Genomic DNA, 22,172 nt, shown 5'->3' with positions numbered 1-22,172 from the left:
CGTCAGGTCTACAGCCACAGGTACGCCGACTTGGCCAACAGACGGCCCCGCGAGAACGACAACGCCACCGGCCCCGGAATCATGTGCCCTACTGTCGGGAACCCGGGACCGGAAGAGCAAGCTTGTCAAGGCCCCGTTCCGCGGCTGTGGGCAGACGATCATGTTGAATCGTGGGCGTGGTGCCGTCCGACACGGCGGCGGGGGTCTACTGGCGCCACCGCGGCTCGTCCCGGCACCCCGACGAGATCGCGGCCAGGATCGGCCGGTCCGAGCGCACCGTGCGCAGGCATTGGCCGCCAGCTCCGGCGCGGGCCACCAACGGGCACGATGCGAGCGATCTCGCCGAGCAACTGCGGGCCTCGTGACCCGGTCCCGAGTGTCCGGTGTTCACCTCGGGGCAGCGCCGCCGTACCGGAGCCGGGTTGGTCACGGTGCTGCGTGCCCCCGCTGCTCGGCTTCGATCACGGTCGCGAGGGTGGCCCGCTCGGCCTGATGCCGGCGGAGCAGTTCATCGCTGTACGCTCGCCACGCGGCGTCCTGCTCCGCCGTCATGTCGCCTCCGTCGGCTTCGGACTCGACATCTGGATGGGCGTCGAGAAACGCTGCGAACAGCCGACCCATTTCTCGGCTGTGCTGGCGGTTGAGGTCGATTCGTCGCGGGTCCATCTATCCTCACAATCCTGACGAGGCTGTCGCCTCGAGACGGCGGCCAGAACTAGTTTCCGACCTCGGTCCGCGGCCGGGCCGCCTCGTCGGCCGCCATGCGGTCGAGCCGGGCCAGCACGCCGTCGGGGCGCAGCCAGCCGCATCCGACGTCCTGAAGCCGGCGCAGCAGGACGTCAAGGTTTTGGGTCATCCACTGTGGACCGTATCGGCGCAGGAACATTTCGAGGTACGGTGTCGCGCCGTCATCCCAGTCGGCCGCGGCTCGGGCCTCAAGCTCCCAGTCGAGCTCCCAGCACCGCAGGTAGTCGCCGCCTCCGACCAGCAGGAAGCGACCGTCGGGCGTCAACGCGAGACAGCTGACACCCTGTTCGTGACCGTCGAGGACCCGTACGCGTCGTCCACTATGGATGTCCCATACCTCGATGGGTGACCAGAAAGCGGCGCACACGGCGAAGCGGCCGTCCGCGGTCATCCGGACCGTGTGAAATCCGCGGGGTGGCGACCCATCCAAGGTCCGCGTGATCCTCCCCGTGGCGACATTCCACAGGCGGAAGCCGTCGTCGCCGCCGGACATCACGGAACATCCGTCGGCACTGAGCGACACAGTACGCATCCGGGCGGCGGTCAGGCGGCTCCCCTCCCCTCGCAACCGGCTCACGGATCCGCCGTCCACCAGGCTCCACACCTCGACCTCGCCGCCCTTCGCGGTCACGACGAGACGGCCGTCATCACCGAGGCACATGTCGTCGATGCCCCAGACCCGCCCCCTCAGTTCCCGGACGGGCGCCCCGGTCTCCAGGTCCCAGTATCGGACCATGCCGTCCTGACCGCCGACCACGGCCTGCGTGCCGTCGGGGCTGAACCGCACCGGCGATGAACGGTGTGTCAACCCTCGTTTGCGCTCGATGATGCGCAGGCACCTGCCGGTGTCCAGGTCCCACAGGCGAACCGTGCCGTCCCGGCTCGAGGACAGGACCCGCCGTCCGTCGTCGCTCAGGCGGACCGACTCCACCATGTGCTGGTGGCCTTCCAGAACCCGCAGGCACGTACCCGCGTCGAGGTCCCACACCCGGACCGTTGCGTCGCTGCCGCCGGACAACCCGATCCGGCCGTCACCGGACAGGTCCACCGCCTCCACTGACTTGGTGTGCCCCGTCAGGAGTCTCGACGACCAGGCCGACCGCAGACCCGTGCGCACGCCGCGGCGGCCCAGTGCCCACCAGGCGGAAATGAGGCGCGGCGCCCGCTCGTACCCCTCGGTCGAGCGCGCCTGCCGCAACAGGTCGAGCGCAGCCGGGAAACGGCCGCCCGCCATCGCCTGCTCCGCCTCGGCCACCAGCGCGTCCACCCGGCCGCCGAGCCGGCTCAATTCGACGTGCCGGCGCGGCCGGCTCAGCCGCGGCCTGACCCGGTACCGGCCGGGCAGCTCCCACCGCCGTACCGTCCTGTCCTGTCCGGCAGACAGCGCGGACCGGCCGTCGGCATCCAGCCGGACCAGGGTGGTGCCGCCCTGGTGAGCGCCGAACGTCCGCAGGCACCGGCCGCTGTCCAGTTCCCACAGCCGAATGCTGCGGCCGTCGCCGCCGGAGATCAGGAATCGCGCACCGGCGTCGAGGGAAAGGGCGTCGGGCGTGGTTCCGCCCTCCAGAACATGTACGCAGCGACCATCGCCGAGATCCCAGACCCGGATCTTGCCGCCGTGGCATCCGGTGGCGGCGTAACGACCGTCGGCGCTGAAACACAGGCCGGTCACCCCCGACTCGTGCGGAGCCAACTCCTGCCGGCACCGACCGTCGGCCAGATCCCACAGCCGCACGACACGCTCCCGCTCCTGCTCGCGCCCGCGCCAACCGACCGACAGTGCCCAGCGGCCGTCGGCGCTCGTCGACACCAACCGTCCGGCCGCGACCTCGTCGAGCGTCCGCATCCGTCGGCCGGAGGTGTCCCAGATTCGCAGCACGCCGTCCAGGCCCGCGTAGAGGACGCAGCGCCCGTCGGGGGTCAGCCGGACCGCCGTGCGGTCGACGCGCAGGGCGAGTTCCCCGATCCGGTCGCCGCTGCCCCAGTTCGGCGGGTTGGGGCTGGCGTACAGGCGGCGACCCTTGGGTGAGCCGCGGAAGCGGGTGCCGGTCAGCTCCCAGAACCACACGGACTCGTCCTCACAGACGGAGACGGCCCAGCGTCCGTCCGGCGTGAGGTCGACCGCGTGCACCGGCCGGCGGTGCCCGTCGAGTGTCCGCACGCACCGTCCACTGTGGATATCCCAGAGCCGGAGTGCGCCGTCCCAGCCCCCGGAGAGCATCAACCGTCCGTCGGGGGTGACGGCGAGCGGGATCCGGTAAGGGTCCTCGCCGACCGAGTAGAGGTCACGCTGGCGCCGGGGCCAGGGTACCTGCCACTCGCGGGTGCAGCGCGCGTCGATGAGCTCGGGGGAGGCGATCAGGTCTAGGGCCTCGATGACCTCGCGTTCATCCGGTCGCTCACGGGCCACCTCGTCGAGCAGCGTGCGGGCCGTACCCAGGTCGCCGCGTTCCAGGTGGATCTGGGCGAGCGCGTACCGCACCTCTCAGGGATCGCTGGTGTCCGCGCGGGTCGCCTCGATCTCGGCGAGGAGCGCGTCGTCGGTGACCGCGCCGCGGCGCCACTTCACCAGTCCGGCGTTGTACATGGCCCGCGCGTTGCGTGGATCGGCCGCCAGCGCCTGAGCGAACGCCTGGTCAGCCTCGTCCGGCCGGTCGAGGTCGAGCAGCGACACCGCCCGGTTGTTGAGTTCATCGGTGAGCAGGTCGGCCACGGCGGGTGCCGGCCGGGGGTAGGCGTGGCCGGTGACCGCTTGGTAGATGTCGATCAGCTCGGTGGCGACATCGGGCATGGAACTCGGCCGGTCGGCGGGATACTGGCGAAGGCACCGCTCGAGCAGGTCGCCGAGGGCCGGCGGAATGGCGACGGCGCCTGCCGCGGCGTTCGCGCGGAGACCGGTCAGCGCCGCCCCCGCGGCGGTACCTGCCATCCAGGTCACCTTGCCGGCGCACATCTGTAGCAGTGACACAGCGAAGCTGTAGATGTCGGTACGCCGCCCCACCCGCTCCCCCGCCGCCTGCTCGGGCGAGGCATACAACGGTGTCATTCCGCTGCCGCCGGGCACCAGGATGCTGGCGCCGGCCGGCGCGTCGGTGCCGACCGTGATCGGGAATTCCCGGGCCCGGGCCATGCCGAAGTCGGTAACCTTCGCGGTGACTGCGCCGTCCTCGAGGTCGAGCAGCACATTCGCCGGTTTCACATCCCGGTGCACCAGGCCATGGCTGTGCGCGTAGTCGAGTCCCCACGCGGTCTGGATCGCCACGTCCAGGATCCGGGCCGTCACCTCGGGCAGGTCACCGTCGTACAGCCGCCGGCTTCTGATCCAGTCGTACAGGTTGCCGCCGGGGACGTACTCAGCGAACACCAGGGGTACGCCGTCCAGCACCCGGACGTAGTAGCAGTTGCACACGTGCGGATGCAGGCCCAGCGACACCCACGTTTCCGCCTCGGCGATGAACCGCTGCTGATCCTGCGGTCGCCAGAACAGCTCCGGCCGGGGGCTCTTCACCGCGAGGTTGATGCCCCAGGCCAGGTGGTGGACCCGGTACACCAAGCCCATCCCGCCCTGCTCGTGTACGAGGGTCACCCGGTACCGGCCATCGATCACCTCACCGACCTGCCACGTCATTACACGCTCACCCCTGCTCCTCGTCCTGCTCCTCGCCGAGCAGGTGCAGATCCGACGGCATCAGCGTGGTGCTGAGCAGCAGCGCCTGGATCAGGTTGTGGTTCAGCGCGTTGCCCACCGGTTCGCCGACCCCGTCCTCGCGCCGGATCCCGGGAATCGGATCGGGGCCCTCGGCCAGGCGCTCGCGCACCGCGGCGACGATGTGCGCCGCGTTCTTCGGCGTCCACTGCCTGCCGTCCGGTACCCGGTTGAGGTCGCTGGCCACCTGGTTCCAGGACACGGGTTGGGGATAGCGCACCTGGCGCAGGTACCGCTGCGCGAGCGCGGTCAGCACCAGCCGCTCCACCAGACTCAGGTCGTAGACCTCCGGCATCCTCGTCCGGCTGCGTTGTTCGACGTAGGCGTCGGTGATCCGGGAACCGACGACGTGAATCTCGAGCAGATGTGACCGGCCCTTCGGGGAGCCGATGAACAGCGGGTTGTAACCCGGCTCGATCAGCAGTTCGTGACCGGACAACAGCATCACGTCACCGGGCATTTGGAGCGGCAGCTTACCCTTGTTGCGGATCCGCCACTCCAGCCCGTCGCCGACGATCACGCCATGCAGTCGGCTGACATAGGGATCGTCGACGCCGATCGGCACATGGACGTCGTCCTTGTCGCGACCGAAGTGAAGCGTGAACTTCCGGGGCGGCACGGCGAACCCGCCATCGGCGGCCAGCGCGAAGATCGTGCCCGGCGGCGCCTGCGGCACTCCGCCGGCCAGGCTACGGGTGGACGCAGGTAACACCTGCGGCACGAACTCTTTCATCGCCACCTCGCAATCCCCTGCGGCCCCACCGCACGTTAACCCATCCGGTTCGGGACCGGTCCCGGTTACCGTGTGCTGCGATGTCGCCACCGAAGGAGGACACCGGGCGCGCCGTGGTCGCTGTTGAGGGCTCGCCGGACACCGCGAGAAGATCCGCTCCGGCGGCGACGACTGCCGCGCGGCGTCCTCGATCCGAAGCACGGGAGGGTACGCGGATGAATGAGGTGCGAGCGATTTCGCTGGTGGTGGACTGGATCACGTCCCAGGACATCGACTACCCCACGGAGGGGCTGGAGGCGGACCGTTTCGAGGTGGGCTGGGCCGTATACGCGCCGGTGGAAATCGACGAGAGCGATCCGATGGCCTTCCTGGACATACCGGTGGGGCGATCGGTGTTTCTCATCGGTGATTCCGGGCGCATCGAGGAGGTGTCGTCCTCGGTATCACCACAGCAGGCCTATGGCCAGTTCATCGAGGTCGAGCTCCGGAGCGGGGGCGGGCGCGGTGGCTCCGACGAGTCAGAGTGCATGGCCGAGTTCGAGCAACACTTCAACCAGGCCGCGTCCGAGGGCGCGCCGGCGATCAGCGGGTTCAGTGTCGTCGACGCCCCGACCGACAACGCCGAGACCGCGGCCGAAGCCTCACGGCTGATCGACCCGATCGTGCAGCAGCTGGCCCAGCTCGGTCCCGCCGGGTGGGACCGGTTCTCGGCCGAGTTCGCGTACACCGTCTCCGCTGAGATCGCCCAGCTGCACTTCTGGGTACAGGGCCGATCGGGGCGCGTACCGGTGCCGAATCCGCTCGGCGAGCTGGTCCGCCGCCAGCGCGAGGTTGCCGCGCGGATGCCGGCCGGGCCCTGGTGGCGGCTGCTGCTGACCGTCACGAACCGCGGCGAGACGACTGTGAACTACGACTACGGTGACCAACCCTTTCCCGACGATCAACTGATGCTCCCGGAGCACTACCGCAACGACCTGGCGCAGTATCCGCGTACCCGCGTGTCGGCATGGCTCGCCGCGTACGTGGCCGGGCCCGAGGCGCAGGGTCGCGACCCCGATCAGGCCGCTGTCGCGGCCGTCGCGGACGCCGTCGCGGGTCGTAGCGCTGCGGCTGCCGACGCAGTCCCTCCGACCGGACCGTTTGCGCGCCTGCACAGTCATGTGGACGCTAACGTTCGCCAGACGGAGGCTCGGCACCATGAGCGTTGATACTGAGGCGTTGTTGGCCGTGCTCGCGGATTTGCACGCAAGCTTGGCACGGCAAGGCAATGACTATTCGTGGTCGCCGTTTCCTGATGTGGATGCCGCGCTGCAGGAGGTCGATGAGCTGAGTGCTGCGGTTCGTGCCGGTGATCCGCCACTGCTGACGCTCAGGGTCCTGTTCGCGCCGACAGGTCCGATTCAGGAGGTCTCGCTGTCCAGCGGATGGGCCGGGGAGTTTCTCGTTCTCGCCGATCGTTTCGACGCGGCGGTGGCCGGCGTTGCCCTGCCGTAACCGGGGTCGCCGCTTGATCTCTTTCTGCGCGGTAACTGCGCCGGGGCCTTTGCAATCGCGCTGCCGATCACTGGTCCCGATGGGCTGTCCCTGGCCTGGAAACGGACGTTTGGCTATCCGTTCCTCTGGAGCAACATCCAGCTTCAGGGTGCACGCGCAGCGCGACCCAGGCGGCCGGCAGGCACGCCACCAGAGCCGATGACGGCTCACTGCATCAAGTGCCGGACCTTCTCAAAACCCGGGTCCAGTTTCGGCGAAGCCGACGCGCGGCCCTCGGACCACTTGGGCAGGCGGGACTCGAGCTCGGCACGGGCGTTGGTCTGGGAGTCGACGTAGAAGTGCAGGGCTCGCTTGCGGCGGTTGGACTCGTGGGCCACCAGGGTGCCGTTGGCGCCGATGGCGGCGGTCAGGTCGTCCTCGAACTGGCGCAGGGCGGTCAGCGATGGCGCGCAGTTCGGGGTTGCCGGCGGGAGTGACCACGAGCGCGTGCTCGGATGTGCCGCCCGGGGTCAGCTCCCACTGCAGCTCGGGATGGATCGCGTCGACGCGGCGGCCGATCGCGTCGCTGAAGGTGCGCACGGTGCCGGCTGGGATGGCCGCGGCCACCTCGGTGCGGGCGGCCGCCCAACACTGCCAGAACTCGGCGATCGCCTCGGGGCGGGGCTTCTTCCGGAACAGGCCCATGATCTCAGGGTCTAGTGCGAGGACCGACGATCAAGTGGCCGTACCCGGCGGCCGGGCTGGAGAAGGTCCGGCTCGCGCCGACCACCATCACCGTCGGGCCTCGGCCGCCCCTGCCCGCCAGGGCTTCGCCGGTCAGCAGGGCGGCGATGTCGCCGGCGACCGCGTCGGCGAAGCCGCGCGCGACGACCGGGACGCCGAAGTTGGTGCCGCTGGCCTCGCCGGCCGGCACGGCGACGGCGCTGAGGCCGAAGAGGTTGCAGGAGCTGGTGTAGGCGCCGACGGCGGGTACCGTTCGGCGACGAACCCGCCGTCGTAGAGCAGTTTCGCCGCGTGGACCCCGTTCAAGCCTGGGGGATCCGCGGCCGGGGCGGCGGGGCCGTCCAGCCGGACGGCGCGGCGGTCGACGTGAGTGGGAAGAGGTCGTCGAAGACCGCGGTGCGCTCGAAGGACATGGCGTGGGCCCGGGCCCGCCGCTCCAGGTCCGAGCGCTCCGCCGCCGACATGTCCAGCACCACCCGGTCGACCGCCGCGGCCAGGCCGTCGATGTCGCCCGGCTCGACGATGACGGCAGTGTCGCCGACCGCCTCGCCCGTGCCGCCGGTCAGCGTGGTGATCACGGGGCCGCCGCCGGCCAGCATCTTCTCGGCCAGGGCGATGCCGAAGGTCTCCACGAAGTCCGGCTCCGGGCGGGTCGGCAGCGCGTACGCCGCGCACCCCCGCATGAGCAGCGGTTTTTCGGCGTCGTCGACGTCGGTCAGGAAGACGATCCGGTCGTCGTCGGCGGCCAGGGCGCGGGCCTGCTCCAGCGCCGGGCCGGTGCCGGCGACGACGAGCCGGACGTCGGGGCGGCAGCGCATCCGCTCGTAGGCGGTGATGAGGTCGTAGATGCCCTTGGCCCGGGAGACCCGCGACAGGTACAGCACGTACCCGTCGCGGCGCAGCCCGCGGCGGGCCAGCGCCCGGTCGACCGCGGCCGGGTCCAGATCGAGGTAGGCGGACACGTCGATCGGCGGGTAGCTGATCGTGACCCGGCGCCGGCACTGGTCGGCGAAGCGGGTGCCGCAGAGGGCGTCGACCTGCTCGGCGGCGGCCACGATCTCGTCGCGGGTGTACGCCGAGACCGCCACCACCTGCTCGTTGGCCAGGAACGTGGTGAACAGCGCGATCGCCGCGCCGTGGTTGCGCTCGCGCAGGCAGGCCCGGATGACGTTGGTGACGTCGGAGCCGACCGCCTTGGCCGCGGTGCGCACGTCCGGGGCGAACCCGGCCGCCCGGGCGATGCTGACCGCGTCCGCGACGACCTGGGTGTGCGGCACGAGGTACATCGACAGGCACGTCGTCGGCACGGGCTCCATGAGCAGCTCGACGAGCCGGCCGGTGAGCCCGGCGAGGTAGCGCCCGTCCGGCACCCGGTAGTCGCCGACCGGCTCGGGGCGTTCGACGGTGATGCCCGGGGAGTACGGCAGCAGCCGGTCGAGCGGCTTGAGCGGCAGCCCCGCGGCCTGCAGCGCCGGGATCGGCCAGGTCAGCAGGCGCACGTCGTCGTAGCCGCGGGTCAGCGCGACCTCGGCGAGGTTGCGCGCCTCGCCGGAGTGGCCGCAGATGACCGGGTCGGCGCGGACGACGATCACGAGGCGGCGGCGGGGGTACGTCATCTGGACTCCAGCATGGAGGCGGACGGCGGACGGACCCGGCGCCCCCAGGCGGACGGTTCGGGGCCGAGTTGCAGGTGCAGCCGGCCGCCCCGGTGGACGTCGGCGGCGCTGATGTGGGTCGCGTCGAGCGGCTCTCCATTGAGCGTAGCCGATTGAACGTACTGCGCCGGAGGGTCGAACTCGACCCCGTCGGCGCCGATCGGGGCGCCCCGGTGGCCGGAGGTCTCGACGACGAACTCGCCGCCGCTGACCTTCAGCGAGCCGCGGGCGAACGCGGGCGCGTTGATGAGGAACAGGTTCTGCCCGGCGACCGGGAACAGGCCCAGCGACGCCCAGACGTACCAGGAGCTCAGGCCGCCGGAGTCGTCGTTGCCCGGCAGCCCGCCCGGGCCGGTGCCGAACTGCCAGGTCAGCGCGGAGTGCACGATTTCGGCCGTGCGGTCCGGCCGGCCGGCGTAGTGGTAGGCCCAGGGCGCCTCCATGTCCGGCTCGTTGTTGAGGCCCTCGAAGCGCTGCAGGGCGTAGCCGGCCGCCATCTCCGGCGGCTGCGGTCGGCGGCCCGGCTGCACGACCGGGTCGGCGCCGTAGCCGAAGAAGCGGTCCAGGTTGGCCACGAACGCGTCGTCGCCGCCGCCGAGGGCGATCCGCCCGGCCATGTCGTGCAGCAGCCGGAACGAGTAGTTCCACTTGCCGCCCTCGTAGAACTCCGAGTCGCGCAGCAGGCCGGTGCCGGGGTCGAAGGCGTTCGTCCACTGGCGGCTGCGCCGCTCCAGGTCGTCGGCGAGGTGGACGTCGTTGAGGGCCCGGGCCACCTGGGCGGTGCAGTAGTGGGCGTAGGCGAGGTCGAGGGTGTGGCTGATCGGGTGCACCACGCCGTGCTCCCAGAAGTCCTCGCCGTACATCCGGCGAAGATCGTCGACCATGTGCACGAGCGCCCAGTTCCAGTCGAGGTCCAGGCCGGGCAGGGCCAGGCCGTGCACGTCGGCCAGCACGGTGTGGGCCAGGGCGCTGGCCTGGCGGAAGAACCGGTCGGCGCCGCGGGCCATCCGGTAGCCGATCGGGAAGTTGCCCTCCTCCTCGCAGACCCGGATCAGCGACTCCAGCAGGTCCCGGGCCCGGTCGGGGGCGAGTGCGGTCAGCAGCGGCAGCTGCGTCTTGTAGATGTCCCACATGGTGCACACGTCGAACGCGAACGGCCCGCTGTTGGGCCAGAACGGGCTCTCGTCATCGGCGAAGCACGGCTTGATCAGCGAGTGGTACAGCGCGGTCGCGAACACGGTGCGGCGGGCCGGCGTGCCGCCGTCGACCTGGACCCGGCCGAGGTGCTCGCGCCACCGGGCGCGGGTCGCGGACCGCACCGTGTCGAACGCGTGGCCGTTCGTCCCGCACTCGTCCTCGAGGTTGCGCCGGGCCTGCTCGCAGCCGCGCAGGGAGAACCCCAGCCGGATCTCGACGGTCTGGCCGGCGCTGGTCGGGCCGATGAAGAGCATGCCGAACGGGCGCAGCGTGGTGTGCCGGATGCTGTCGAAGTCCAGGCGCGTGCCGCCGTCGATGAGCCTGCGGTCGTACCACAGCATCTGCCGCCACTTGGGGCTGCTGAGCTCCATCGCGACGGACAGCGGTACGCCCTCCATCACCACGGTGCCCTGGGCGCGGCCGCCGCCGAGGCTCTCCGCGTGCGCGCGCAGCGGCACGGTGCGGCCCAGCTCGATGCCCAGCCCGCCGCAGGACAGGTCGATGACGACCCGGGCGTTGCTGTGCTCGGGGAAGGTGTACCGGTGCACGGCCACCTTCTCCCCGACCGTGATCTCGCAGCGCACGCCGGTGTCGAGGGTGGCCGCGTAGTAGCCGGGCTGGGCGACCTCGTCGCGCAGCGGCCAGGACTCGCCCAGCACGTCGAGCTGCTGCACCATCGGCGTGACCCGGATGTAGTTGTAGTACTTGCGGATCGCGCCGGTGCCGGACTGCTGGAAGTGGGTGAAGCCCGACGCCTGGAGGCGGTCGAACATCTCCTCCGGCACGCCCTCCGTGTTCTTGCCGTACCTGCCGTAGCCGGTCGGGTACGCGCCGGAGTACGCACAGGCGGAGACCATGCCGAACGGCGAGGTCGCACCGGGGTGCGTGTTGCCGACCTGCGGCTTCGGCCACCACCAGGTCGCGGCCAGGCCACGAGCCGGCGGCAGGGCCGTCGCCGCGGTGCCGATGAAGGGATCAACGTCGTCAAGGATGCCGGGAATCTACCGTGATCCAGAGGGGTACTGGTTTCCGGCGGATGAAATTCACCTCGCGGCGTGTCGGCCCACGCTGCGCCGGTCAGGCCGCCGCGAGCGTGGGGCGCCGGAAGACCTCGTAGCCGCCCTTGCCGGCCTGCTTGATGCAGTACATCGCCTGGTCGGCCCGGCGCAGCAGCTCCCCGCCACCGGTCTTCCCGTCGGCCGGCGCCACACCCACGCTGGCCCCGATGCGCACCTGGCTCCCGGCCACGTCGAACGGCGCGGCCAGCGCGGCCACGACGGCCTTGGCCACCCGCACCCCCTCGGCGGTGTCCCCCGTCGCGACCACCACGGCGAACTCGTCGCCGCCGAGACGGACCACGGTGTCGTCCGGCCCGGCCGCGGCCAGCAGCCGCGCGGCGACCGAGACCAGCAGCTCGTCGCCGGCGGCGTGGCCGAGGTTGTCGTTGACCGGCTTGAAGTTGTCCAGGTCGACCAGCAGCAGCGCGGCCGGGGCGGCGCCGTCGTCGAACAGCTCGTTGAGGGCGCGCCGGTTCGGCAGCCCGGTCAGCGGGTCGTGCGAGGCCTGGTAGCGCACCAGCGCCTCGTGCTCGGCCAGGGTGTCCAGCGCGATCCGCTGCTGGCGCAGCATCTCCTCGTCGGCCCGCTGGCTGGCGCGGTGCTCGCGCTCGAAGCGGTACACCAGGATCCCGATCGCGGCGACGGCGGCCACCATCGCGAGGACCACGGCCAGGTTGGCGAACCCGTTCGCCCGGTCGGCGGCGTCCACCGCCTGCTGGGCGAGGCGCTGCAGCGACAGGTTGAGCTGGGCGAAGCGGGGGTTGGTCTCGCGCTGCTCGAGCGCCTTGGCCTCGGTCGTCTTGCCCACGCCGAGCAGTCCGAGCTCCTCGTCCAGCACCGCGTGGTACCGGTCCACCTGCTGGCCCAGGTCCCCGGCCCCCTCGAGGCTCTGCAGGATATCGCGCTCCCGGGCCCGCAGGGTGCCCAGATCACGGGCCACGGTCACCGGCGAGTTGCGGTCGGCGAGGGTCTTCCACTGCAGCGAGCTCTCCTCGTGCAGCATCATGTTGAGCTCGCTGAGCCGGGCCCGGGTCACCTCGTGCTGCCGGCTCTCGCCGTGCAGCCGGATGTTGGCCAGCGCGACGCCGCCCAGCAGGAACACGGCGATCGCCACGACCCGCGGCCACCGCCACCGAAGCCAGTCCGGCCCTCCCTTGTGCATGCCAGTAGCTATCGGCACCACTCGGCCGAACTTCGGGATTTTTTGCGCTCAGTCGCCCGGGAGTCCCGCCGATGACCTCGGCGTGATCAGGCTCATGGCAGTCGCGGCAGTGGCCGCGCTCAGCGTAACGGGTTGCGCGGCCGCCACCGGCAACGCACCCGCCGTGCTCGGCTACGCCGCCGACCGGCCGCCGGTGACCATCGACTTCTGGTACATGCCGGCCGGCGGGGCGGTCCAGGACGAGGCGGTGGTCGCGGAGACGAAGGCGTTCCACGCCGACCACCCGAACATCACCGTCAACCCCGTGCGGGTGGTCTGGGAGGACGCGCTGACCCGGATCAGCACCGCCTCGACGAGCGGCGAGGGCCCGGACGTCACCCAGCTCGGCACCACGTGGGTCGGGGGCTTCAGCGCGCTCGGGGCCCTGCGGCCGTACACGAAGGCCGAGATCGCCGCGGTCGGCGGCCAGTCCGCCTTCGCGGCCGCCAGCTGGAGCTCCAGCCACCTGGCCGGCTCCTCCCAGACCACCGCCATGCCCTGGCTGGTCGACATCCGCTCGCTGTTCTACCGCACCGATGTCCTGGCCAAGGCCGGTCTGGACCCGGACACGGCGTTTGCCACCTGGGAGTCGTTCGAGGCCACCCTCGCGAAGATCAAGGCCGATGGCGGCGGCGTCGCCCCGCTGGCCATCGGCAACCAGAACACCTTCGGCATCATCCACAACGTGGCCCCCTTCATCTGGGGTGCCGGCGGCGACCTGCTGGACGAGACCGGAACCCACTCCCGCCTGGCCGAGCCGGCCGCGGTGGACGCGGTCAGCTACTACCAGCGCCTCGTCTCGCTCTACGACGACCCGGCCGCGATGAAGCTGATCTCCAGCGACGTGCCGGACGCGTTCGCCAGGGGCATGGGCGCCGTCACCATCGACAACTCCCAGTCGATCGCCGACTTCCTCGCCAACCCGGACCGCGCCGGCCTGCAGGCCGGCTGGGGGACCGCCCCGATGCCCGCGGGCAAGGCCGGCCGGTTCGGCTTCCTGGGCGGCTCCAACCTGGCCATCCTCAAGGGGGCCAGGCACCCGGACGCCGCATTCGAATGGGTCCGCTTCCTGACGAGCCAGAAGAGCCAGCAGCGGTACGCCGTGAACTCCGGCTACTTCCCGGCCCGCACCGAGGCCGTGGCCGGCACCAGGCTCGCCACCGACCCGAAGTACGCCGCCTTCCGCGAGATGCTCGGCCACGGCAAGATGTACCCCTCGGTCCCGGCGTGGGTCACGGTGGAGACCGTCATCGCCAAGGACTTCTCCGAGCTGTGGCACGCCTCGGGCGCCCTGCCGCGGGCCGAGGTCGAGGCCACCCTGACCCGCACCACCGCCGACATCGACGCCACCCTGCAGGACAGCACCGCCACCGGCATCGGCAACTGACCGGTCAGGCGGCGGTCGAGGGGACGATGCCGGCCGCGGTGTCGAGGTACTGCAGCAGGTCGTGCGCGGCCAACTCGATGTCCTTGTGCCGCCACTCCGCGGCCCGGTAGACGCAGGCGATCAGCCCGCTGCGGTGGACCCGGCGCAGGTCGCCGTAGACGAAGGCGTAGCGGGCCTTGGTCTCCTCGGCCGCGCCCTCGGTCAGCCCGAGGTGCCACGCGGCGTAGTCGGCCCACGAGTGGCGCTGCAGGTAGGCGTTCTCGGCGTCGGCCCGGGGCTGGACCCGGCCCCAGTCGCTGTCCAGGGTGTACTGGTGGCCGTCGATCAGGCGGCGGGCCTGCTCGACGGCGTCGGGGTTGACCCGGTAGGTGGCCATACCGGCACGTGTACCCCGAAGCACCGCACCCGCAACGCTAAAACGGCACCCGCCGGGTAGACCGGACGCTCATGTCACCCAGCCACGGTATGCCCGGCCGGTGGTCGGTGCTGTCGAACACCACCCTCGGCATGCTCCTGGCCACCGTGAACGGCTCCATCCTCATCATCTCGCTGCCCGCGGTCTTCAACGGCATCCACGTCGACCCGCTCGCCCCGGGCAACGTGAGCTTCCTGCTGTGGCTGCTCATGGGGTACCTCCTGATGACCGCGGTGCTGGTGGTCAGCCTCGGCCGGCTGGGTGACATCCACGGCCGGGTGCGGGTCTTCCGGATCGGCTTCGTGGTGTTCGCGGCGACGTCGATCGCCCTGGCCCTCACCCCCGTCGAGGGCCAGGCCGGCGCGCTGTGGCTCATCGGCTGGCGCCTGGCCCAGGGCGTCGGCGGGGCGATGCTCATGGCCAATTCGACCGCCATCATCACCGACGTGTTCCCGCCCCGCCAGCGCGGCACCGCCCTGGGCGTCAACCAGGTCGCCGGCCTGGCCGGAAGCTTCATCGGCCTGGTGCTCGGCGGGGTGCTGTCCGCCTGGCACTGGCAGGCGATCTTCTGGGTCAGCGTGGTGGTCGCCGTCGCCGGGGCCTACTGGGCGTACCGCAACCTGACGGCCGTCCGGCCGGAGCACACCGGCGTGCGCGTGGACTGGCTCGGCAACCTGACCCTGGCGGTGGGGCTGACGGCGGTGCTGGCGGCGTTGACGTACGGCATCCAGCCCTACGGCGGCCACACGGAGGGCTGGACGAACCCGATGGTCCAGGCCGGGCTGCTCGGCGGCGTCGCGCTGCTGGCGGTGTTCTGCCTCGTCGAGTCCCGCGTCGAGCAGCCCATGTTCGACCTGCGCCTGTTCCGCATCCAGGCGTTCTGGGCCGGCAACGTCGCCGCCCTGCTCAACGCGATCGCCCGCGGCGGCCTGCAGTTCATGCTCATCATCTGGCTGCAGGGCATCTGGCTGCCCCTGCGCGGCTACGACTTCGCCGAGACCCCACTGTGGGCCGGCATCTACCTGCTGCCGCTCACCCTGGGCTTCATCTGCGCCGGCCCGGTCTCCGGTCACCTGTCCGACCGCTACGGCGCCAAGCCCCTGGCCACCGGCGGCCTGGTGCTGACCGCCGTGTCGTTCGTGGGCCTGCTGCTGCTCCCCGTCGACTTCTCCTATCCGTCGTTCGCCCTCCTGCTGCTACTCAACGGCGTCGGCTCGGGCCTGTTCTCGGCCCCGAACACCACCGCCGTCATGAACGCCGTCCCGGCCGGCCAGCGCGGGGTCGCCTCCGGCATCCGGGCCACCTTCCAGAACGCCGGCATGGTGCTGTCCATCGGCCTGTTCTTCTCCCTGCTCATCGCCGGCCTGTCGGATTCCCTCCCGTCCGCCCTGCGCGAGGCCCTGTCCGCCCAGTCCGTCCCCGGCCCGGCGATCGACCGGGTCGCCGCGGTACCCCCGGTCGGCCTGCTCTTCGCCGCGTTCCTCGGCTACAACCCGCTGACGTCCCTGCTCGCCTCGGCCGGCGTCCTCGGCACGCTGCCGGCCGCCACGGTCGGGACGGTCACCGCCCGCACCTACCTGCCGGGCGTCCTGGCCGCCCCGTTCCACGATGGCCTGATCGTGGTCTTCCTGCTGGCCGCCGCCCTGTCACTGGCCGCCGCCGTGGTGTCCCTGTTCCGCGGCGGCATCTACATTCACGACGAGTGATCCGTGCCGTCCAGCCACCGCACGATCCGCGCGACGCCCGCCGCGAACCCGGGGTGCGCCGGCCGGTTGAGGAAGCCGTGCGGGGTGCCGGCGACGACGTGGTGCTCGTGCGGTACCGCGGCATCGGCCAGCTCCCGGGCGAACCGCTCACCGGAGGCCCGCAGGCGGTCGCGGTCGGCGTCGAGCAGCAGCGCGGGCGGCAGGCCGGCCAGGTCGTGCCCGCCGGGCAGCGCGTGCGGGTCGGCGACGGCCGCGCCGACGTAGGCACGGTTCATGCGGGCGACGTCCCGCCCGCCCATCTGCCGCCACCACCACCGCCCGGCGAGGCGGCGCCACAGCGCCCGGGACGCGGCCGGCAGCGCGGCGTGGAACGTGCCGTAGGCGAGGACGAGCCGGTCGGGCCCGGGCCGGCGCTCGTCGCGCATCCGCAGCGCGGCGGCCGCGGCGAGGCAGGCCCCGGCACTGGCCCCGCCGAGCACCACCCGCCCGCCCGGAGCCCGGTCCCGGACAGCGGCGAACGCGTCGGCCACGTCGTCCACCGGCACGGGGTACGGCACCAGCCGGTAGCCGACGGCCACGACGGCCCGCCCGGACCGCGCGACGGCGCCGGCGACGGCGTGCGACTCGGGCATGTCGAGGTCACCGTGGGCGAACCCGCCGCCGTGCAGCCAGACCAGCGGCGGCCGCCCGGCATCCGGGTCGCCGTACCACCGCACCGGGATCTCCCCGTGCCGTCCCGTCAGGCTCTCCCCGGCCACGCCCGCACAGTAGCCTGCGGGGCATGGGTGACCGGGAGCAGCGCGCGGGGGCCGGGGTCGTGCTCCGGTGGGAGGACGACGAGGGGTGGGGCGTCATCGCGCTCGACGACGGCGGCCTCCAGCTCTGGACGCACTACTCGGCCGTCGAGGCGCCGCCGGGCACGTACCGGTCGCTGCGCGCCGGCCAGCGGGTCCGGTGCCGCTACGAGGTGCCCGGCCAGGACGGATACCCCGGCCGGGCGGTCAGCGTCGCGCCGGCCGGGTGACGCCGTCGCGCGCGCACCGCGGGAGAGCGGTCCTACCAGGAGGTCATGTCCTCGCCGTACTCGCCGCCGAAGAAGTTGCGGGCGTGCTCGCGCATCCGCGGCCCGTACGTCCGGTCCGAGCCCAGCGACGAGTACCCCGGCCCGCGCTCGACCCCGAGCACGCCCGCGGTGTCGGCGAGGTACACGTCGAAGCCCGGGTACATCAGCTCGACGCACGGCAGGTCGTCGACGTCGAGCGCGAGCACCGGGTACTCCCCCGAGGCGTCCGGCGTGCCGGTGGCCAGCACCCGCCGCGAGTCGCTGCCGCCGGGCAGCAGGAAGCACTCGGCGAACCGCTCGGCCAGCGCCGGGCTGGCGTAGCAGGCGCCCCACCCCTCGCCGTACTCCTCGAGCGCGATCTCGCCGATCGTCCGCGGCGTCAGCCGGCCGGCGTCGTCGAACCACTTGTGCCGGCGCAGCAGGCCGCTGTCGTAGGCGAGCCAGTGCCGCACGCTCGCGGGCACCGGCCGCCCGCTCGGGAACGTCTCGACCCCGGTGAGCGGCGCCGGTGCCCCGTCGACCCACGGGCCGGCCCACTTGTTGTAGTCCAGCACGAGCCGCCCGGGATCGGCCCGCACCGACTCGATGACCAGATCGACGAGCGTGACGCCGTGGTTCGAGGACAAGACCATACCGATCTTGTACCGCAAGAGCTCCGCCGGCGCCGCGGCGCCCTCAGGGCCTCACGCCGTCACGCGCACGGCCCGCTCGATGCGCCGGACCGCGACGAACGCCCCGTACGCCAGCAGTCGCACCAGGTCCTCGGACCCGAGCCCGGCGGCGGCCACCGCCCCCTCGGTCAGCCGGTACGGCGCCAGGGCGGCCAGCAGCGCCAGCCGCGCCGCCGGCACCTGCCCGCCCGGCACCGCGACGAGCGCGCCGTCCAGCCAGGCTGGCCCGAGGTCAGGATGCCCGCCGTCCCAGCCCTCGATGGCGGCCACCACGGCGGCCTGCGCGGCGGTGCCGAGCAGCCCTGCCCCGTCCCCGGCGGCCAGCTCGAACGCCGCCCACGCCACCCCGACCGGCGTCCCGGCGGCCCAGGCCGGGCCGGGCCCGGCGTCCGCGGGTAGCAGGTCGAGCGACTCCCCCGGCGCGCAGCCCCGCCGGACGGTCCGGGCCAGCGCCATCCCGGCCGCCCGGCGGGCCGGCGCCCGCAGCGCGCCGCCCGGCAGCGGCGAGCCCGGCCGCAGCGCGTCCACCATCCGGTTGATGAAGTGGTTGGCCAGGGCCGTGCCGACGTACTCGGGCGCCAGCTCCGCCGGGAACGGCCACGGTAGCGGGCCGGCCGTCCTGGTCGAGGCCGCCCAGGCGACCAGCGCGGCGTCGCCGGGGTCGCTCGGCGCCTCCCCGCGCAGCACGGCCCCGGCCAGCTCGTGCGCGCCGGCCGCGTGCAGCATCGCCCCGTGCGCGTCGATGCAGAACGGGCACCGGTTGGCCACCGCGACGGCGGCCGCGACCGCCTCCTTGCGGGCCCGCGGCGCGTCGCCGCACAGCAGCGACTCGCGCAGCAGCGCCCACAGCGCCGCGTGCAGCCGCGGCACGACCGACAGGTGCGGCGCGAACAGCGCCCCGAGCTCCCGGGACGAGCGGTCGTAGACGGCGGCGACGCTGCCGGTGGCGGCGCGCCGCGGGACGGGGACGACGAAGCGGTACGGCATGGACATGCCCCGATGCTGCCCCGCCGCGCCGCCCGCCGTCGTCATGCCAGAACCGGCTCTTGTGCGTACCGCCCGGGATGTATGCCCTCCCGGGACGCGCGGGCTCAGGGCAGGATCGTCGGTCCGATGACGGTGTCCCCGCCGGGCTCGGCCGGGCCCCACGTGACGCGCAGGGGCCCCAGCGGCAGGGACTCGGCGGCGAAGCGGCCCAGCGCGTCGGTGGTGCCGGTCCACGTGCCGTCGCTGTGCCGGATCGCCACCGGGGCGGCGACCGGCCGGCTGACCTGGCCGACGAGGTGCACCACCCCGTCGACCTCGGTCAGCTCGACGTCCACGACCAGGTCGCCCGCGGCGAAGCTCACCAGCCGCGGCGGGGCCGAGCCGGAGCGGATGCCCGCGGCCTCGCCCGCCACCGCGCTGTCCATCAGCAGGGTGGCCAGGGCCGCGTCCGGGTCCCGCCAGGCCAGCGCCGCCGAGGCCGCCACCAGCAGGTGGGGCGGCGGCGGGTCGACGGTGACGTAGACGCGGGCCACCGCGGCGCCGAGCCGATCGGCTCCCTGCTCGTCGTCGCGCTGTTGACTCACGTCGTCCTCCTCCTCATGACACCAGGATCGTCCGCAGGGCCGCCAGGCACCGGGCCCGCGTGGGGCCGATGCTGCCGATCGGCATCCCGAGGGCCGCAGCCAGCTCGGCGTAGCTCGGCGCCGGGTCGGCCCCCATCGCCCGCAGCAGCCGGGAGCAGCGGGCCGGGAGGCGCTGGACCGCCTGCCACAACAGGCGGTCCTCCTCCTCGCGCAGCACGCTCTCCTCGGGCAGGCCCGCGGTCGAGCTGACCTCGACGAGCCGGTCGTCGAACTCGGCCGGGGACTCGCGGCCGCGGCGGCGCAGCAGATCGATCGCCTCGTTGCGGGCGGTCGTGGCCAGCCAGGCGCCGAGGCCGTCACCGTCGCGGATCTGGTGCAGCTTCTCCACGAGGCGGAACCAGGTGCCCTGGAACACGTCGGCCGCGTCGGCATCGCCCAGCCTGAATCCCCGCACGGTCGCCCAGACCAGCCCGGAGTACCGCGAGACGATCAGATCCCAGGCGCGCTGATTCCCGTCCGACGCCTCGATCAACGCGATGGTGGGATCGAATGTCGTCACGATAGCGAAGGGTACCCGCCGATCGACCGGGTGGCGGCCGACACCACTTGCTTGGCCGCGGCGACGACGCCCGGGGCTTGCGCGGCCGCCTCGGCGATCGCGGCCACGACGTGCGGGGTCGCGAAGCTGGTGCCGCTCCAGGCGGCCCAGCCGCTGCTGAAGTCGGCGTGGTTGATGTAGGTGCTCACCACGTCGGCGCCGGGCGCGGCGACGCTCACCCACGGCCCGGCGTTGCTCCACGGGCAGACCACGGCGCCGTCGTGCGCGGCCACCGCGAGCACCTGCTCGCGCCAGGGCACCGTGCTGCCGGCGAACGCGGCCGGCCAGAAGGGCGGGCCGTCGAGGCCCTCGTTGCCGGCGGCGGCGACGACGAGGCGGTCCTGACCGGCCAGGAACCGGCCCAGGGCCCACTGCAGCAGCACCGGCGGCTGGTCGTCGACGGTGTACGCGCCCAGCGACAGGTTCAGCACGTCGGCGTCGGTCAGGCCGGCGATGCGGGTGGCCAGCTCCAGCTCGGTGCCGACGCCGAAGGAGTCCAGGACCCGCATCACGCGGACCCGGGCCCGGCCGGAGCCCTGCAGGATGACCCCGGCGATGAAGTTCGCGTGGCCCACGTCGGAGTCGAGCACCGAGTCGCCGTCGGCGTCCACGACCGTCTCGTGGTCGGCGTCGGCGACCTGGTAGCGGTCCGTCGGCAGCGGGCTGTCGGCCCAGATGCCGGTGTCCAGCACGACCACCCGCACGCCGTCGCGGCCGGCCGGGCCGATCGCGCCGGCCCGGGAGGCGACCGGGCGGCCGAAGGGGCCGCCCTGCTCGTGCGGGGCGCCCAGCAGCACGTGGTTGGGGCCGACGGCGGCGTCGGCGCCGGCCCGGTCCCGGACCCGGCGGGCGGCGGCCGGCGCGTCGAGGCCCTTGGCCCGGATGCGGCGCACGCCCGGCAGGGGGCGGTCCTCGGTCAGGTCCCGCGCGTCGTGGCCGAGGGCCGAGACCGCGGACCGCGCGTCGTCGTAGTGCTCGTCCACGGCCAGCAGCTCGCCGGCGACGTAGCGGGCCGGGCGGGCCCCGCTCGTCGTGGCCAGCCACGGCAGCGCGGCGAGATGCTCGGCGCGACGGCGCCGCCACCGGTTGAGCCGTTCGGTCCCGGCTCCCCCGTCGCCGCCCGACGGGTTCGCGTCCATCCGGTTGCCGCCCATGGCTCCTCCTTCGAACCGATCCATGTAGGTGAAGACGTACCGTTCACCCGACCGATACGTCGGGTGGGCGACAGTCGCCGGCGGTGGCAGGATCGGCCCTGTGACCGAGGCTGCGGGGTTACCGATCGCGCTGGCGACGCGGGCGGTGGATGCGGTGGCCGGCGACCCACGGCGGGCCCTCGCCCTTGCGGCCGCCGCGCTGGCCGCGGCGCGCAAGGCCCGGGACCCCGACGCGTTGTCGGTGGCGCACCGGGCGCTCGGCCTCGCCGCCCGGGCATCGTATGACGCACATACCGCCGCAAAACACCTCCGAATGGCGCTGAACGTCGCACGACGACACGAACGGATGACGCTCGCGGCGGAGGCGCGGATGAGCCTCGCGCTGGTACTGGAGGACCTCGGCCGCCCCGCCGCCGCCGTCCGCGAGATCGACGTGGCCCTGCAGAGCCTGAGCGGGCTGCGCCGGGCCCGGGCCGTCATGCAGCGGGCACTGATCCTGCGCCGGATGGGCCGCGACGACGAGGCGATGCGCGGCTACCGGGCGGCGCTGCGGGTCTTCCGGCACAACGGCGACCGGCTGTGGCAGGCGAGGGCGCTGAACAACCGGGCCATCCTGCACGGCTACCACGGCAACCACCGGCTGGCCCAGGCCGACCTGCACCGGGCCGCCGCCCTCTACGCCGAGCTGGACCTGCCGGCCGCCGCCGCGCAGGTGCAGCACAACCTCGGCTTCGTCGCCGCGCAGGCCGGCGACGTGCCCGAGGCGCTCGCCCGCTACGCCCGGGCCCGCCCGGAGCTGACCCGCACCGGGCGCGACGCCATCGGCCAGCTCGACCTGGCCGAGCTGCTGCAGTCGGTGCGGCTGCTGCCGGAGGCGCACCGGGCCGCGCAAGAGGCCGTCGACGCCTGCGGCCGCGGCCGGCTGTGGGCGGTGCGCGGCGAGGCGGCGCTGCTGCTGTCCCGCATCGCGCTGGCCCGCGGCCGGGCCGAGGAGGCGCACGCGGTGGCCCGCGGCGCCCGCAAGGCGTTCGCCAAGCAGGGCCGCGAGCTGCTGGCCACCCGCGCCCGCGCGGCCGAGCTGGCCGCCGCGGTC

At 72.9% G+C, this 22,172-nt stretch carries 23 protein-coding genes; 7 read left to right on the top strand and 16 right to left on the bottom strand.

Annotation, left to right across the window (positions count from 1 at the left end):
* The first annotated feature begins 170 nt into the window (after positions 1 to 170).
* A complete protein-coding gene (locus tag ABD352_RS54045; RefSeq protein ID WP_344620497.1) occupies positions 171 to 365 on the top strand; it encodes a hypothetical protein in 195 nt (64 codons plus the stop codon).
* A gap of 61 nt (positions 366 to 426) precedes the next feature.
* Here ABD352_RS54045 and ABD352_RS54040 read toward each other — a convergent pair whose 3' ends face one another.
* From ABD352_RS54040 to ABD352_RS54025, 4 genes are read right to left on the bottom strand one after another with little or no spacing between them, the layout of a single operon-like run.
* Positions 427 to 666 carry a hypothetical protein gene (locus ABD352_RS54040; protein WP_344620496.1) on the bottom strand — a complete coding sequence of 80 codons (240 nt, stop codon included), beginning with the start codon at positions 664 to 666 and terminating at the stop codon, positions 427 to 429.
* A gap of 49 nt (positions 667 to 715) precedes the next feature.
* Positions 716 to 3,229 (bottom strand): hypothetical protein, encoded by a 2,514-nt coding sequence (locus ABD352_RS54035; protein ID WP_344620495.1) that lies wholly within the window; start codon positions 3,227 to 3,229, stop codon positions 716 to 718.
* Between the two features lie 3 nt (positions 3,230 to 3,232).
* Positions 3,233 to 4,375, bottom strand: coding sequence for a protein kinase domain-containing protein (locus ABD352_RS54030; protein WP_344620494.1), 1,143 nt, complete (start codon positions 4,373 to 4,375; stop codon positions 3,233 to 3,235).
* 7 nt (positions 4,376 to 4,382) lie between these two features.
* On the bottom strand, positions 4,383 to 5,192 hold the full coding sequence (locus ABD352_RS54025; RefSeq protein WP_344620493.1) for an FHA domain-containing protein: 810 nt from the start codon (positions 5,190 to 5,192) through the stop codon (positions 4,383 to 4,385).
* A 209-nt stretch (positions 5,193 to 5,401) separates the two neighbouring features.
* On the opposite strand from ABD352_RS54025, the gene ABD352_RS54020 reads away from it, so the two are divergent.
* A complete protein-coding gene (locus tag ABD352_RS54020) occupies positions 5,402 to 6,394 on the top strand; it encodes a hypothetical protein (RefSeq protein WP_344620492.1) in 993 nt (330 codons plus the stop codon).
* On the top strand, positions 6,384 to 6,680 hold the full coding sequence (locus ABD352_RS54015) for a hypothetical protein (RefSeq protein WP_344620491.1): 297 nt from the start codon (positions 6,384 to 6,386) through the stop codon (positions 6,678 to 6,680). Before ABD352_RS54020 ends, ABD352_RS54015 begins: the two co-directional genes overlap by 11 nt.
* A gap of 206 nt (positions 6,681 to 6,886) precedes the next feature.
* Here ABD352_RS54015 and ABD352_RS54010 read toward each other — a convergent pair whose 3' ends face one another.
* From ABD352_RS54010 to ABD352_RS53990, 5 genes are all read right to left on the bottom strand, one after another.
* The gene (locus ABD352_RS54010; RefSeq protein ID WP_344620490.1) at positions 6,887 to 7,057 is read right to left on the bottom strand and encodes a hypothetical protein; all 171 of its coding nucleotides are present in this window, start codon (positions 7,055 to 7,057) and stop codon (positions 6,887 to 6,889) included.
* A 311-nt stretch (positions 7,058 to 7,368) separates the two neighbouring features.
* The gene (locus ABD352_RS54005; RefSeq protein ID WP_344620489.1) at positions 7,369 to 7,593 is read right to left on the bottom strand and encodes a hypothetical protein; all 225 of its coding nucleotides are present in this window, start codon (positions 7,591 to 7,593) and stop codon (positions 7,369 to 7,371) included.
* A gap of 112 nt (positions 7,594 to 7,705) precedes the next feature.
* Positions 7,706 to 9,019 carry a glycosyltransferase gene (locus ABD352_RS54000; protein ID WP_344620488.1) on the bottom strand — a complete coding sequence of 438 codons (1,314 nt, stop codon included), beginning with the start codon at positions 9,017 to 9,019 and terminating at the stop codon, positions 7,706 to 7,708.
* Positions 9,016 to 11,223 (bottom strand): GH92 family glycosyl hydrolase, encoded by a 2,208-nt coding sequence (locus tag ABD352_RS53995; protein ID WP_344620580.1) that lies wholly within the window; start codon positions 11,221 to 11,223, stop codon positions 9,016 to 9,018. Before ABD352_RS53995 ends, ABD352_RS54000 begins: the two co-directional genes overlap by 4 nt.
* A gap of 109 nt (positions 11,224 to 11,332) precedes the next feature.
* The gene (locus ABD352_RS53990) at positions 11,333 to 12,475 is read right to left on the bottom strand and encodes a diguanylate cyclase domain-containing protein (RefSeq protein WP_344620487.1); all 1,143 of its coding nucleotides are present in this window, start codon (positions 12,473 to 12,475) and stop codon (positions 11,333 to 11,335) included.
* A gap of 94 nt (positions 12,476 to 12,569) precedes the next feature.
* On the opposite strand from ABD352_RS53990, the gene ABD352_RS53985 reads away from it, so the two are divergent.
* Complete coding sequence (locus ABD352_RS53985) at positions 12,570 to 13,901, top strand: extracellular solute-binding protein (protein ID WP_344620486.1); 1,332 nt, start codon at positions 12,570 to 12,572, stop codon at positions 13,899 to 13,901.
* A 4-nt stretch (positions 13,902 to 13,905) separates the two neighbouring features.
* On the opposite strand, the gene ABD352_RS53980 is transcribed toward ABD352_RS53985, so the two are convergent.
* A complete protein-coding gene (locus ABD352_RS53980) occupies positions 13,906 to 14,277 on the bottom strand; it encodes a hypothetical protein (protein ID WP_344620485.1) in 372 nt (123 codons plus the stop codon).
* A gap of 71 nt (positions 14,278 to 14,348) precedes the next feature.
* Between ABD352_RS53980 and ABD352_RS53975 the strand changes: the two genes are divergently transcribed.
* Positions 14,349 to 16,022 (top strand): MFS transporter, encoded by a 1,674-nt coding sequence (locus ABD352_RS53975; protein WP_344620484.1) that lies wholly within the window; start codon positions 14,349 to 14,351, stop codon positions 16,020 to 16,022.
* Here ABD352_RS53975 and ABD352_RS53970 read toward each other — a convergent pair.
* A complete protein-coding gene (locus ABD352_RS53970) occupies positions 16,010 to 16,780 on the bottom strand; it encodes an alpha/beta hydrolase (protein WP_344620483.1) in 771 nt (256 codons plus the stop codon). The two genes, ABD352_RS53975 and ABD352_RS53970, sit on opposite strands and share 13 nt — an antisense overlap.
* Positions 16,781 to 16,803: 23 nt before the next feature.
* Between ABD352_RS53970 and ABD352_RS53965 the strand changes: the two genes are divergently transcribed.
* The gene (locus ABD352_RS53965) at positions 16,804 to 17,046 is read left to right on the top strand and encodes a cold-shock protein (protein WP_344620482.1); all 243 of its coding nucleotides are present in this window, start codon (positions 16,804 to 16,806) and stop codon (positions 17,044 to 17,046) included.
* Positions 17,047 to 17,078: 32 nt separating this feature from the next.
* On the opposite strand, the gene ABD352_RS53960 is transcribed toward ABD352_RS53965, so the two are convergent.
* The 5 genes from ABD352_RS53960 to ABD352_RS53940 form a co-directional block, all read right to left on the bottom strand.
* Entirely contained in the window at positions 17,079 to 17,717 is a 639-nt protein-coding gene (locus tag ABD352_RS53960) for a hypothetical protein (protein ID WP_344620481.1), read from the bottom strand.
* A gap of 51 nt (positions 17,718 to 17,768) precedes the next feature.
* Positions 17,769 to 18,749, bottom strand: coding sequence for a carboxymuconolactone decarboxylase family protein (locus ABD352_RS53955; protein ID WP_344620480.1), 981 nt, complete (start codon positions 18,747 to 18,749; stop codon positions 17,769 to 17,771).
* Between the two features lie 98 nt (positions 18,750 to 18,847).
* Complete coding sequence (locus tag ABD352_RS53950; protein WP_344620479.1) at positions 18,848 to 19,327, bottom strand: hypothetical protein; 480 nt, start codon at positions 19,325 to 19,327, stop codon at positions 18,848 to 18,850.
* Positions 19,328 to 19,340: 13 nt separating this feature from the next.
* Positions 19,341 to 19,886, bottom strand: coding sequence for an RNA polymerase sigma factor (locus tag ABD352_RS53945; protein WP_344620478.1), 546 nt, complete (start codon positions 19,884 to 19,886; stop codon positions 19,341 to 19,343).
* Positions 19,883 to 21,079, bottom strand: a complete 1,197-nt coding sequence (locus ABD352_RS53940) for a S8 family peptidase (RefSeq protein WP_344620477.1) — start codon at positions 21,077 to 21,079, stop codon at positions 19,883 to 19,885. Before ABD352_RS53940 ends, ABD352_RS53945 begins: the two co-directional genes overlap by 4 nt.
* Positions 21,080 to 21,179: 100 nt before the next feature.
* Between ABD352_RS53940 and ABD352_RS53935 the strand changes: the two genes are divergently transcribed.
* Positions 21,180 to 22,172, top strand: a 993-nt coding sequence (locus ABD352_RS53935; protein WP_486303859.1) for a tetratricopeptide repeat protein, incomplete at its 3' end; no start/stop codon positions are given.

It is taken from the genome of Dactylosporangium salmoneum, assembly GCF_039532525.1.
GTDB classification, from domain to species: Bacteria; Actinomycetota; Actinomycetes; order Mycobacteriales; family Micromonosporaceae; genus Dactylosporangium; species Dactylosporangium salmoneum.
This window is presented reverse-complemented; position numbering and strand designations above follow the sequence as displayed.